This window comes from Achromobacter semiaridum (genome assembly GCF_053543755.1).
Map to the genome: position 1 here is coordinate 78,907 of NZ_JBLVOL010000031.1, position 11,733 is coordinate 90,639.

Below are 11,733 nucleotides of genomic sequence, written 5' to 3' on the forward strand. Positions count from 1 at the left end.
ACGCAAACTTAAAAAAATTGTGATAACTGGCCGCCGTGGATTGGCGACAATGGCGATATTCCTACCCCCGAGCCGCCCATGGACACGCCCCGCCGCGTTTTGATTGTCGAAGACGACGCCCACATCGCCGAATTGCTGCGCCTGCACCTGCGCGACGAAGGCTACGAGGTGGAACACGCCGCCGACGGCAACGACGGCATGCGCCGCCTGGAAGAGGGCAATTGGGACGCGCTGGTGCTCGACCTGATGCTGCCCGGCATCGACGGCCTGGAAATCTGCAAGCGCGCGCGGGCCATGGCGCGCTACACCCCCATCATCATCACCAGCGCCCGGTCGTCCGAAGTGCATCGCATCCTGGGCCTGGAACTGGGCGCCGACGACTATCTGGCCAAGCCGTTTTCGATGCTGGAACTGGTGGCGCGCGTGCGGGCCTTGCTGCGCCGAAGCAGCGCCATCGAACGCAATGCGCGCATCGACGCCGGCAGCCTGGCGGTGCACGGCGTGTCCATCGACCCCATCGCGCGCACGGTTGACGTCGATGACCGCCGCCTGGATCTGACGCCGCGCGAATTCGACCTGCTGCATTTTTTTGCGCGCCACCCCGACAAGGTGTTTTCCAGGATGGATCTGCTGAATCACGTCTGGGGGTATCAGCACGAAGGCTACGAACACACCGTCAACACGCATATCAACCGGCTGCGCACCAAGATCGAAGCCGACCCGTCCGACCCGCGCCGCATTTTGACGGTGTGGGGCAGGGGCTATAAATTCGCCGCGGGACCGGGCGCTGCCGGAGGCCCGACATGAAACGATTCACCCTGACCCAACGCCTGTCCGCCGTGTTTGCGTTGCTGCTGCTGGCGTGCTGCGGCGCGTCGGCGTGGTTGCAGATCGCCGCCAATTCCCGCTACGAACAAGAGGTGGTGCAGCGCCTGTCCAGCGGCTTGGCGCAGCACATCGCGGGCACCACGGAATTGATGGATGCCAACGGCTGGAAGCCCGACGCCGTGCGTTCGCTGTTTGACATGCTGATGGCGGTGAACCCGGCCGTGGAGGTCTATCTGCTGTCCAACGACGGGCGCATCGTGGGCGATGCCGCGCCGGCGGGCCAGATCAAGCGCGCGCAGGTGGACCTGGCCCCGGTCAAGCATTTGCTGGCGGGCGGCATGCTGCCGATTGTGGGCGACGACCCGCGCAGCCAGGACGGCCAAAAGGTGTTCAGCGCCGCGCCCGTGCGCGTAGGCGGGCAGGAAAAGGGCTACGTATACGTGGTGCTGCAAGGGCAGGCGCACGACGCGCTGGCCATGTCGGTATCGCGTAGTTCCGTGTTGCGCACCACGCTGTGGTCGATTGCGCTGGTGGCGTTGTTGGGGCTGGTGGCGGGCTTGACGGCGTTTGCGCTGATCACGCGGCCGCTGCGCGAATTGACGCGGGCGGTGCGCGCGTTTGAAGGCGACGATGGCAAGGCGCTGGCCGCGCTGGCACGGCCGGGCGATGACACCGACACCAGTCAGGACGAGATCTCGGTGTTGCGCCGCAGCTTCGTGCAGATGGGCCGCCGCATTTCCGACCAATGGCGCGAACTGACGCGGCAGGACCAGCAACGGCGCGATCTGGTGGCCAATATCTCGCACGACCTGCGCACACCGCTGACGTCGCTGCATGGCTATCTGGAAACGCTGCGCCTGAAGGACGAGACGCTGAACATCAGCGAACGCCGCCGCTATCTGGACATCGCGCTGGGGCAAAGCCGCAAGGTAGGGCGTCTGGCGCAAGAGCTATTCGAACTGGCGCGGCTGGAGTCGGGGCTGGTAAGGCTTGAGCCTGAAACGTTTTCGCTGCCGGAACTGGTGCAAGACGTCATGCAGAAGTTCGAGCTTGCCGCCGAAGCGCGCCAGCAACAGCTAAGCACCGACATTCCGCAGGCGCTGCCGCTGGTGCGGGCGGACCTGGGCCTGATCGAACGCGTGCTGACCAACCTACTGGACAACGCCATCCGGCACAGCCCGCCCGGCAGCCGCATCGACTTGCAACTGGGCGTGGCGCAGAACCGGGTGCAGGTGCAGGTCAGCGATACGGGCACGGGCATTCCGCAAGAGCTGCGCACGGGCTTGTTCACGCGCGCGTCGGCGTTGAACCGGGGGCCGCGCGATGGCGGGGGCTTGGGGCTGGTGATCGTGCAGCGCATCCTGCAACTGCACCAAAGCGAGATCCGGCTGGTGGAACGCCCGGAGCCGGGCGCGGTGTTCCAGTTTGATCTGTCGGCGGCGCGATAGGGCGCACGTCCCGCTGCCCCTTGACGCCTCGCCATTCAATCGGCGGCCTACGCCGCTGCCGGCATCTGCCCATGCAGCAGGTAGTCCATCAGCTCGCGCACCGAACGCATCGCGCTGCCGAACGGCAGCTTGGACGCACCCCTGAAAAACAACCCCCGGCTGACTTCGCCGCGTAGCGCCGCGGCCAGCTTCAGGTCAATGCAGAATTGCCCAAAGCGTGACAGGCCATCGCGCAGGCCGCATTGCGTCAGGCAGTCCATGCGCTGGCTGCAACGGCGCGGATCGCAGCGCGTGCCGGCTTGCAGCGTCTTTTCCTGGCGCAGATAGCGTGTCAGCCACGGCGTGGCGACGGCGCGCGCGGGCAGCCCGGCCACGCTGGTGAATTCGGCCAGCTCGGCCGGGTCGGCATCAATCAGCACCCGCTTGAAATTCTCATGCGCATCGCCCTCCTGCGTGACGGCGAACGCCGTGCCTACCTGCACGCCGTCGGCACCATGCGCCAGCCAATGCCGCACCTGGTCGTGGCTGCCCACGCCACCGGCCACGATCAGCTTGGGCGCGTCTTGACCCAGTTGCAGTTCATCGAACAGCGTGTGGCATTCAGCCAGTACGCGCTGGAAATCAAAGCGTTCGTGGTGGATGTCGTCCAGCCGCGCCGCGCCCAAGTGGCCGCCCGCATAGCCGGGATGCTCGATCACCACGGCGTCGGCCATGCGGCCTTTCTTCATCCATTTTTTCAGCACGACGGCCACGCCGCGCGCCTCCGACAGAATCGGCACCAAGGCCACGTTCGGAAAATCGGCCGTCATTTCCGGCAGGTCCATGGGCAGGCCCGCGCCCATCACGATGGCCTGCGCGCCGCTTTCGCAGGCTTGCCGCACCAGCGCCGGGTGGCCGCGCACGGCCTTCATGACGTTCACCGCCACCAGGCCCCGGCCTGCCGCCGTATCCAGCGCGGCGCGCACTTCGCGGTCCAGTGCAAGCAGGTTGACGCGGTCAATCAGGTCGCGGTCATTGCACTTGTCTGTCTGCTCAAGCAGGTCGGGATGGTGATGGCGCAAATCGATGCTGGCGATGGTGCCCACCGCATTCTGGCTGGCGACGGCTCCCGCCAGCCGATGCGCGGACACGCCGACGCCCATGCCGCCCTGCACGATGGGCAGCAGTTCGCGGCCGGCGAGTTTGAGTGATTTGAACCACGTCATGTTTAAAGCCTTTCCTCTGGTCAAGTGGACAGAGGCTAGAGCAAGGCATGACGGGTCGCCTTGCGCAGGATCAAGCGGCGGGCAATGGCGCCCGTGGCGCGGTGGGGATCACCCCACGCGGCCCGTCAGGCGGCGCGCGGCGTTCAGCACGTGGCTTAGGTGGTCAGGGTTGTAGCGGTGCGCGGGCGCGGTCAGCGTCACGGCCGCTGCGATGCCGCCCGACAGCAGGAACACTGGCGCCGAAATGCCCGCCACTTCGTTCAGGCGGTCGCCCATTGCCGCGAAATAACCGTCCTGGCGGATGCGCGCGTATAGCGCTTGTTCCGGGCCGGGCGCGTTGCCCAGGATATCGTCGAACGCCGTCAACACGCGCCCGCCGCTGCCGCGTTCCAGCGGCAGCAGATCGCCCGCGCGGATGTGGTCGCGCACCGGGTGAGGCGAATCCACGCGATACAGGCACAGGCGCGCATCGCCTTGGCGCACGTGATACGCCGCGCTTTCGCCGGTGGCCGCAACCAGGTCGCGCAACACCGGCACCACCACATGTTCAAGGGAAAACGACGCGGAATAGATCCCATGCAAACGGGCCACCTCGGGGCCCAGCGCATAGCGGCCATCGTCCAGCCGCTGGATCCATTGCGCGTGCTCCAGCGAGGCCAGCAGACGCAGCACGGTGCTTTTGTACAGGCGGGTCCGTTCGGCAAGTTCGCCCAGGGACAGCGTGCGATCGCTGGGCGTGAACACGGCCATCAGGCTCAGCGCGCGGTCGACGGCCGCCACGCCGCCGGCGGCGGCATCGGCATCGGCAACGGATTCGGTTGCGGCTTTACGTGGCATGGCGAACCTGCGCGGTGATGGCCGGGCAACGCGCCAAGGCAAAGGGAAGGGCGATCGGCATATTCCATCCTTTAGAACGACAGGCGCCGCCATTGTAGGCACAGCGCGGTGCGGCAACGTGCCTCCTTCCCGGGCCGCCACCGTAATTTCCACCAGGCAACGCGCTTGACAGCATTTTGCGCATCGTCTTTAATTCCACTAGAAAGAACAGCATTCTATAAGATAGAACTTATAAAACCATAAGGAGACATCGTCATGACGGACCCCAGCCACAACGACGCGCAGGTGCTGATCAGCGAAGTCGGCCCGCGAGACGGCTTGCAGTCCGTGTCGGCCACGATGGCGACCGAGGACAAATTCCGGTGGATCGACGCGCTGGTCGCAGCCGGCGTGCGTGAAATCGAAGTGGCTTCTTTCGTGCCCGCGCGCTTGTTGCCGCAAATGGCCGACGCCGCCGAAGTCGTGGCCTATGCCGCGCGTATTCCGGGGCTGACGGTGATGGCGCTGGTGCCCAACCTGCGCGGCGCCGAGGCCGCGCTGCGGGCCGGCGTGCACAAGCTGACCATGCCGGTTTCGGCCAGCCGCGCGCATTCCCTGGCCAACGTGCGCAAGACCCCTGAAGACATGGTCGAACAGGTGCGCGCCATTGCCGCGCTGCGCGACGAACTTGCGCCCGCCGTCAAGCTTGAAGCCGGCATCTCGACCGCGTTCGGTTGCACCCTGCAAGGCCTGGTGCCGGAAGACGAGGTCATCCGGCTGGCCGCGATGTGCGTGGCGGCGGGCGCCGATGAATCGGGCTTGTCGGACACCGTTGGCCATGCCAACCCGGCGCAGGTGCGCCGTTTGTTCCGCCGCTTGCGCGCGGAACTTGGCGCCCAGGCCGGCGCCGCGCACATGCACAACACGCGGGGCCTGGGCCTGGCCAATTGCCTGGCCGCCTGGGACGAAGGCGTGCGCACGTTCGACAGTTCGCTGGGTGGCTTGGGCGGCTGCCCCTACGCGCCCGGCGCGTCGGGCAATGTCGTCACGGAAGACCTCGTCTTCATGTTCGAGGCCATGGGCGTGCGCACCGGCATCGACCTGGAAAAGATCATCGCGGCGCGCCAGCCGCTGGCCGCCGGCCTGCCCGGCGAACCGCTTTACGGCATGACGCCCGACGCGGGCTTGCCCCTGGGCTTTGTTCAGGCGCGCTAACGCCATCCGTTCATCCGTTTTTGTAATCAAGGTGCATCACCCATGACTAGCCGTGCAATGTCCCGCCTTCCGTATGAAGGCATCCGCGTCGTCGAATTCACCCACATGGTGATGGGGCCGACCTGCGGCATGCTGCTGGCGGACCTGGGCGCGGAAGTGATCAAGGTCGAGCCGATAGGCGGCGACACCACGCGCCGCCTGCTGGGCTCGGGCGCGGGCTTCTTTCCCATGTTCAACCGCAACAAGAAAAGCATTGCGCTGGACCTGAAGCAGCCCGAAGGGGTAGAAGCCGCCTTGCGCCTGATCGACACCGCCGACATCGTCAGCGAGAACTTCAAATCTGGCGTGATGCAGAAGCTGGGCCTGGACTACGCCACGCTGAAGGCGCGCAACCCCCGGCTGATCTACGTCAGCCACAAGGGCTTCTTGCCCGGCCCCTACGACAACCGCACCGCGCTGGACGAAGTGGTGCAGATGATGGGCGGGCTGGCCTACATGACCGGGCGCGCCGGCGACCCGCTGCGCGCGGGCTCCAGCGTGAACGACATCATGGGCGGCATGTTCGGCGCAATGGGCGCCATGGCCGCGCTGGCCCAGCGCGAGCACACCGGCGTGGGCACCGAAGTACAGGCCTCGCTGTTTGAGAACAACGTGTTCCTGGTGGGCCAGCACATGATGCAGTACGCCATGACGGGCCGCGCGCCCGCGCCGATGCCCACCCGCATTTCCGCGTGGGCGGTGTACGACGTGTTCACCGTCAAGGACGGCGAGCAGATCTTCCTGGCCGTGGTCAGCGACAAGCAGTGGGACATTTTCTGCCGCGCCTTCGGCCTGGAGCAATGGCTGTCGGACCCGCGTCTAGCCACCAATAACGACCGGGTACGCGCGCGGGAATGGCTGATGCCGCTGCTGCGTTCGCACCTGGCGGGCCATAGCTCGGCGGCGCTGGCCGCGCGCTTTGAAGAAGAAGGCTTGCCCTTTGCGCCCATCACCCGCCCCGAGCAGCTGTTTGACGACCCGCATCTGAACGCCACCGGCGGGCTGGCGCCCATCACGCTGCCCGACGGGCGGGAGAGCTTCGTGCCGCTGGCCCCCCTGACGCTGGACGGGCAGCAACCCCCCATCCGCTTGCAGCCGCCGGCTGTGGGCGAACACACCGACGCGCTGTTGCGGGCGGTGGGCTATCGCGACGACGAGATCGCGGCCTTGAAGGCAAGGCGCATAACAGAAGGAGACCAACCATCATGATCGCTCTGACCCGACGCTCGTTTTTGGGCGCAACGCTTTGCGCGGCCGCGCTGCCGCTGCGGCTGCATGCCGCGTCCGCCTATCCCGACGGCCGGCCCATCCGGCTGATCGTTCCGTACACGCCGGGCGGCGGCACCGATTCCGTGGCGCGCGCTATCGCGGCCAAGATCACGGGGGCAGCCGGTTGGTCCGTGGTGGTGGAAAACCGCCCCGGCGCGGGCGGCAATATCGGCATGGACTACGTGGCCAAGACGCGCCCCGACGGCTTCATGCTGGGCCTGGGGCAAACCGCCAACCTGGCGATCAATCCGGCGCTGATGCCCAAGATGCCCTTCGATGCCGCCAAGGATTTCGCGGCCGTCGCGATGGTGGCGTCGTTGCCGGTGGTGCTGGTCGTGAAGGCCAACGCGCGCTGGAACACGCTGGCCGACCTGGTCAAGGAAGCCCGCGCGCAACCGGGCGCCATCAAGCAGGCGCTGGCCGGCTCGGGCACCGTGGGCCATCTGGCGGGCGAGCTGTTGGCGTATCAAGCCAAATTCCAGGTGCTGAACGTGCCGTACCGGGGCGCGGCGCCGGCGCTGAACGACCTGTTGGGCGAGAACACCGACTACATGTTCGCCACGCCCCAAGCCGCGCAGGAAATGCTGAAAGGCAAGGTGCTGCGCCCCTTGGCCGTCACGTCGCGCGAACGCCTGTCGATCCTGCCCGACGTGCCCACTGTGGCGGAATCCGGCTTCGACGGCTTCGAGGCCGTGGACTGGAAGGCGCTGGTGGCCCCCGCCGGCACACCGCCCGAGATCATTGCCCAGGTCAACGGCGTCGTGGAAAAGGTGCTGGCCGACCCGGCCACCATCGCCATGTTCACGGCGGAAGGCAGCAAGCCGATGGGCGGGTCATCCCAGTCCGCGCAGCAATACATCTTGAATGAACAACAGAAGTGGGCGCGCTTGATCCGCGAAGCCAACATCCAGACCGCGGCGTAATACGGACGCGGGGCCACAGGAGCCAACAGGAGACAACATCATGACTACGCTTTTCACGCGTGGCGCCGCCTTGCGCCGCGTGCTGCTTGCCGTTGCGGCGGCGCTGGCCTGGGTGCCGGCGCACGCGGCCGACGACGCGGCCAACTGGCCCGACAAACCCGTGCGCCTGGTCGTTCCGTATTCCCCCGGCGGCACGACGGATTACGCCGCGCGGCAAGTGGCGCAAAAGCTATCCGAGGCCACCGGAAAAACCTTTATCGTGGACAACAAGACCGGGGCGTCGGGAACCATCGCCACGCAGGAAGTGGCGCGGTCCGCGCCCGACGGCAGCACGTTCCTGGTCACCGACACCACTTACACGATGCTGCCGCTGTTGTTTTCCAAGCTGCCTTGGGATTACCAGAACGACCTGATCCACGTCAGTGAAATCATCGAAACGCCCTTGGTGCTGCTGGTTCCCGAGAAGTCCCCGTACAAGACGATGGACGCGTTGATCGCGCAGGCCCGCAAGGCGCCCGGCACGCTGAATTTCGGGTCGGGCGGGCAGGCCAGCTCAACGCACCTGGCCGCCGAGATGTTCAAGAGCGAAGCGAAGGTGTCGTTGACCCATATTCCGTATCGCGGCGCGGGCGCGGCGTTGTCCGACCTGATGGCCGGGCAGATCGACCTGTTGATCACAGCCGCGCCCACCGCCATCCCCCCGGTGCAGGGCGGGCGGGTGCGGGCGCTGGCCGTCACTGGCGCGACCCGGCTTGCCGCATTGCCGGATGTGCCGACCTTCGCGCAGGCGGGGCTGCCGTCGTATCAGGTGTTGAACTGGTTTGGCCTGGCCGCGCCCAAGGGCACGCCGCCGGCCATCGTCAACAAGATGAACCAGCTGGTGACACAGGTAATGAGCGAGCCCGCCATGCAGGAAAACATGGCGCGGCAGGGGGCGCGCCATCGGTCCCTGCCCGTGGCGCAGTTTGGCGCCTATGTGCAGGACCAGGTGCGCCTGTGGGCTGACGTGGGCAAACGCGTGGGCATCAAGCCCGAGTAACACGGACAGGAGAGAAGTCACCATGTGGAATATGAACTTCGCGCCGCCGGAGGTGATTGAAGCGCGCGTCATCGCCGCCATGCCCGGCGCGTTACGGCTCCCTCGGCGCAGCGCCTGGGCCGACGCCAACAAGGCGGGGCATATCGTGGATTGCTTTCTTGAGGGCCCGGTGTTTGACGCCGACGGCGCGTTGTACGTAACGGACATTCCGCATGGCCGCATCCTGCGCGTGGACGGCGACAACGACTGGTGCGTGGTGGCCGAAACGGGCGGCTGGCCCAACGGCCTGGCGCGCCATCGCGATGGCAGCCTGTGGGTAGCCGACTACCGGCTTGGCATTTTGCGATGCGACCCGGTCACGGGCCAGGTCGATACCGTGCTGGGTGAGCGCAACAGCGAATCCTTCAAGGGCGTGAACGATCTGGTGTTCGACCGCGCGGGTCGGCTGTACTTCACGGACCAGGGGCAGACCGGGCTGCACGATCCCCATGGCCGCGTGTATCGCTATGAACCGGCCAGCGGCCGCCTGGACCTGCTGCTGGCCAATGCGCCCAGCCCGAACGGGATTGCGCTGGACGCGAATGAACAGGTGCTGTTCGTGGCCGTGACCCGTGCCAACCAGGTGTGGCGCGGCCCGTTGATGCGCGATGGCTCGCTGTCGAAGATGGGGGCGTTTCGCACCTTCTTCGGCACCAGCGGGCCGGACGGGCTGGCCAGCACGCCGTCGGGCGGTTTGCTGGTGGCGCATGCCAGCCTGGGCGGCGTCTTCGTGCTGAACGCGGGGGGCGAAGTCAGCCACTTTTTGAAAAGCCCGATTGCCGGCAGTACGGTGACCAATGTGGCGATACGCCCCGATGGCGGCGCCGTCGTCATGACGGAATCCGCAACCGGGGCGATTCTTGAAGCGCCGTTGCCTGCGTAACGGGATTGGCGGCAACGCGATGGCGGGATCGGGGGATCAGGGAATCAGCCTCTCAGCCTCTCAGCCGATCCTTCGATCCCCGCAAACACGCCATGCCCAGAATTACGCCACCCCACCATCACGCCATCAACTTCACGATGGCCGGCACCGACAGCACCGCCGTGTAATAGCCCATGAACTGCACGCCGGTGTTGAACCCGAACAGGCGCGACAGCAGGCCGCCGAACAGGCCCATCGTCAGGATCACCAGCAGGCCCAGGAACTGGCCTTCCCAGATGCTGATCACGATGATCAAGCCCACGAACGTGGCGATGATGGCTTCGTGGCTGACGCGGCGCGACACGAACAGCGCGGCGCGGCGCGCGAAGTTCATGGCAAACGGGTAAGACACCACGGCCGCCAGCAGCACGGCCAGCATGCCGTAGCCCAGGAATTCCCAGTGGTTCAGCAGGTTGTGCAGGTTGTGCGTCTGGCCGGTAGCCGCGTCCACCGTGAAGCGGGGCGGGGCGTTGAACAGCGGCGCGGCCGGTCCCGCCGCCACGGGGCTGAGCGGCAAGCCAAAGGCAATCAGCGGAATCAGCGCTTCGGCGATGTAGGTGGCTTCGGTGACGCCGTTGCGGGCGGACAGCACGGTGGTCAGCCGGTGGTACGCGTGCTTGATGCGCGAGCCCACCAGCTCGCCCAGCACCACCGTCATGGCGACGGGGCTGAACACGAACGTGGCGCTGGAGATGGCGGCGGTGGCCAGCGTCCAGCGGGTCTGCGTGCGGTCCATGACCTTGAGCGGGTTGGGGAAATAGCCCGACCAGCCCTTGACGTCGGGCGCCAGCGAAAACGTGCGCACCTTGTCGCGCATCATCTTTGCGCGGCCCATCGGTGAAATCACGGTGAACAGGTCGGCAATCAGCGGGCCGATGGCAATGCCCAGGAAGTAGCTGATGCTGAGCTTGACGCCGTACTTGGCCGTCAGGCTTTGCAGGGCGATGATCACCACCACGAAGGGCACCAGCAGTGCCACCGCCGCCCAGCGCCCGGCCGAGAAATAGGCGATCAACACGGCGGCGGCCAGAAAGATCCACGGCGCCGACTTGGTGATGGCCGCGCCGAACGGCGCCAGCAACACGGCGAACAGCACGGCCAGCGGCACGGCCACGAAGGCGGCCACGATGGCGCCGGACACCATCTTGCGCAGCGCAATGTGCGGCACGCCCAGCTTGCGCAGCATGTTCGCGTCTTGCAGCAAGGGTGTCGCCAGCGTGTCGCCCGGGATGCCCAGCAGCGCGGTGGGCACGGCATGCGTCATGTGCTTGGCCACGGCGCCGGCCAGAAAGAAGGTGAACACGCCGGCGGGCGGCACGCCCAGCAGCACCACCAGCAAGGTCAGCGGGGCAAGCGTGGTGGTTTCGTCGGTGCCGGACACCAGGCCGATGGCGGCGAACACCACCGCGCCCAACAGGCCCATGGCGGCCGCCACCATGATTTGTTCAAGCAGGATCGGGTCGCTCATGCCAGCGCCTCCTTGGAAGCGCCTTGCGGCAAGGCCGTGGCGGGGGCCGTGGTGGGGTCGGTGGCGGACGCGGGCGGCAGTTCGGTGAACAGGTCGTACAGACCCAGCTCTTTCAGTTCGCGGACCACGGGTTCGGGCAGGTCGGCCAGCGAGCCCAGCCCGCCCGGCTGGTCCGCCAGTTCGGCCAGCACTTCGGCGCGCCAGGCCGGGTCGTGCGTCGAGGTGTGCTCGATGACTTCACGCTTGGGCGGGAACAGGCGCGCGCAAATCACGCCCGCGATCACGCAGCCGGCCAGGCCGGCCAGCATGGCGTAGGCGTGCGCCAGTTCGGGCGACGCCACGATGCCGCGTAGCCAGCGGCTGGCGGCATAAAAGCCGGTCACGCTGATGGCGATGCCGATGCCGATGGCCCACGCCAATTGGCGCAGGTCGACGGTGTCGCTCCATACCTCTGCCAGGCGCCAGGATGGCGCGGGCGAATTTGGTTCCATGTCTCTCTCCGTTGAGGGGCGGGCGGCGCGG

General features: G+C 66.7%; 11 protein-coding genes. 7 read left to right on the forward strand and 4 right to left on the reverse strand.

The genetic code is table 11. The features are described 5' to 3' along the window. Window positions 1–78: 78 nt before the first annotated feature. Both ACNPP0_RS10010 and ACNPP0_RS10015 read left to right on the forward strand, forming a co-directional pair. On the forward strand, window positions 79–807 hold the full coding sequence (locus ACNPP0_RS10010) for a response regulator transcription factor (RefSeq protein ID WP_332608408.1): 729 nt from the start codon (window positions 79–81) through the stop codon (window positions 805–807). Then, window positions 804–2,276 carry a sensor histidine kinase gene (locus tag ACNPP0_RS10015; RefSeq protein WP_448705773.1) on the forward strand — a complete coding sequence of 491 codons (1,473 nt, stop codon included), beginning with the start codon at window positions 804–806 and terminating at the stop codon, window positions 2,274–2,276. Before ACNPP0_RS10010 ends, ACNPP0_RS10015 begins: the two co-directional genes overlap by 4 nt. 47 nt (window positions 2,277–2,323) lie before the next feature. On the opposite strand, the gene ACNPP0_RS10020 is transcribed toward ACNPP0_RS10015, so the two are convergent. Continuing rightward, window positions 2,324–3,481: an NAD(P)H-dependent flavin oxidoreductase gene (locus ACNPP0_RS10020; RefSeq protein WP_448705774.1), complete on the reverse strand. Its 1,158-nt coding sequence runs from the start codon at window positions 3,479–3,481 to the stop codon at window positions 2,324–2,326. A gap of 108 nt (window positions 3,482–3,589) precedes the next feature. After that, entirely contained in the window at window positions 3,590–4,318 is a 729-nt protein-coding gene (locus tag ACNPP0_RS10025; RefSeq protein ID WP_332608405.1) for an IclR family transcriptional regulator, read from the reverse strand. 255 nt (window positions 4,319–4,573) lie between these two features. On the opposite strand from ACNPP0_RS10025, the gene ACNPP0_RS10030 reads away from it, so the two are divergent. From ACNPP0_RS10030 to ACNPP0_RS10050, 5 genes are read left to right on the forward strand one after another with little or no spacing between them, the layout of a single operon-like run. Next, on the forward strand, window positions 4,574–5,512 hold the full coding sequence (locus ACNPP0_RS10030; RefSeq protein WP_332608404.1) for a hydroxymethylglutaryl-CoA lyase: 939 nt from the start codon (window positions 4,574–4,576) through the stop codon (window positions 5,510–5,512). Window positions 5,513–5,554: 42 nt separating this feature from the next. Next, window positions 5,555–6,760: a CaiB/BaiF CoA transferase family protein gene (locus tag ACNPP0_RS10035; RefSeq protein WP_448705775.1), complete on the forward strand. Its 1,206-nt coding sequence runs from the start codon at window positions 5,555–5,557 to the stop codon at window positions 6,758–6,760. Continuing rightward, a complete protein-coding gene (locus ACNPP0_RS10040) occupies window positions 6,757–7,743 on the forward strand; it encodes a Bug family tripartite tricarboxylate transporter substrate binding protein (protein WP_448705776.1) in 987 nt (328 codons plus the stop codon). Before ACNPP0_RS10035 ends, ACNPP0_RS10040 begins: the two co-directional genes overlap by 4 nt. A 40-nt stretch (window positions 7,744–7,783) precedes the next feature. Further along, a complete protein-coding gene (locus ACNPP0_RS10045) occupies window positions 7,784–8,782 on the forward strand; it encodes a Bug family tripartite tricarboxylate transporter substrate binding protein (protein WP_448705777.1) in 999 nt (332 codons plus the stop codon). A 22-nt stretch (window positions 8,783–8,804) separates the two neighbouring features. After that, window positions 8,805–9,704, forward strand: a complete 900-nt coding sequence (locus ACNPP0_RS10050) for an SMP-30/gluconolactonase/LRE family protein (RefSeq protein ID WP_332608400.1) — start codon at window positions 8,805–8,807, stop codon at window positions 9,702–9,704. Between the two features lie 118 nt (window positions 9,705–9,822). Here the strand turns inward: ACNPP0_RS10050 and ACNPP0_RS10055 are convergent, their stop codons facing one another. Both ACNPP0_RS10055 and ACNPP0_RS10060 read right to left on the reverse strand, forming a co-directional pair. Next, window positions 9,823–11,211, reverse strand: coding sequence for a tripartite tricarboxylate transporter permease (locus ACNPP0_RS10055; protein ID WP_332608399.1), 1,389 nt, complete (start codon window positions 11,209–11,211; stop codon window positions 9,823–9,825). Beyond that, window positions 11,208–11,702, reverse strand: coding sequence for a hypothetical protein (locus ACNPP0_RS10060; RefSeq protein ID WP_448705778.1), 495 nt, complete (start codon window positions 11,700–11,702; stop codon window positions 11,208–11,210). Before ACNPP0_RS10060 ends, ACNPP0_RS10055 begins: the two co-directional genes overlap by 4 nt. Window positions 11,703–11,733: the final 31 nt, after the last annotated feature.